The organism is Cellvibrio mixtus subsp. mixtus J3-8, from assembly GCF_000766945.1.
In the GTDB taxonomy this organism is placed as follows: domain Bacteria; phylum Pseudomonadota; class Gammaproteobacteria; order Pseudomonadales; family Cellvibrionaceae; genus Cellvibrio; species Cellvibrio mixtus_A.
In genome coordinates, this window is the sequence record NZ_ALBT01000143.1 from 1 (window position 1) to 1,209 (window position 1,209).

Below are 1,209 nucleotides of genomic sequence, written 5' to 3' on the forward strand. Positions count from 1 at the left end.
GACTTCCCAGACTTTACTAGACACCCGAAAGCCTCATAATCTAACTTCAAGATGAGGTGTTTATGTCAGGCAAACGATTTACCGAAGAATTCAAAAAAGAAGCTATTAAGCAAATTACTGAACGGGGGTATTCCGTTGCGGAAGTTGCTGAACGACTTGGAACGACCACCCACAGTCTGTACAACTGGCTCAAGAAATACAACGAACCGCAACCCCGCCAAGCGACTCAGGTTAATGAGCAAGCCGAAATCGCTCGCCTCAAAGCAGAACTCAGACGAGTCACAGAGGAGCGTGATATTTTAAAAAAGGCCGCCGCATACTTTGCAAGGGAGCACGACTAAAGTACGGTTTTATCAGCGCTAACACCAAGGCACATTCCGTGCGCTTGATGTGCCATGTGTTAAAAGTTCATCCCAGTGGTTACTACGCCTGGCTAAAAAATCCGGTATCAAAACGTGAACAGGAAGATCAACGGTTGTTGGCGTTAATAAAAGAACATTATCTGGCGAGCGGTGGTACTTACGGTAGCCCGTGGATACACAAGGATTTGCACGAGGCAGGTGAAAGGTGCAGTGTACATCGTGTAGCCAAAATCATGCGTAAGAACCGGATAAAAGCGCAGATTGGATATAAACGGCGTTATATCAAAGGCGGCAAAACTGCCAAAGTAGCAGCCAATTTGTTGAACCGGAATTTCAGTCCTGACGCCCCGAATATATCCTGGGTTAGCGATATTACGTACGTGCGAACTTATGAAGGCTTTTTGTATGTTGCGACGGTACTGGATTTATTTTCCCGACGCATTGTTGGTTGGTCGATGGGGAAAAATATAGATCGCCACCTGGTGATTGATGCACTGTTAATGGCAAAGCTCGGGCGTCAACCACAACATGCCGTGCTAATTCACAGCGACCAAGGCAGCCAATACGGCAGTCATGATTACACGACTTTTATGGAAGCTAACAATTTCATTCCATCAATGAGCCGTCGAGGAAATTGTCATGATAATGCGGTTGCAGAGAGTTTTTTTGCTACGTTCAAGAAGCGTGTAACTCGTAAGAAGATATACAGTACGAGGGAAGAAGCCAAAACAGAAATATTTAATTTTATTGAGATGTTTTACAATCCAATTAAACGCCATTCACATAATGGAGGGTTATCTCCCGCTAAATATGAAGAGGCGTATTTTCAGAGGCTTGAAAGTGTCTA

The 1,209-nt window shown here is 44.6% G+C and carries 1 protein-coding gene; it reads left to right on the plus strand.

Annotation, left to right across the window (positions count from 1 at the left end; genetic code table 11):
• Positions 1-62: 62 nt before the first annotated feature.
• A protein-coding gene (locus A596_RS05040; RefSeq protein WP_152600105.1) for an IS3 family transposase occupies positions 63-1,209 on the plus strand; the annotation gives its coding sequence in 2 pieces (ribosomal slippage) (positions 63-306 and positions 306-1,209; 1,148 coding nt annotated over the 2 pieces). This gene is flagged as partial in the annotation.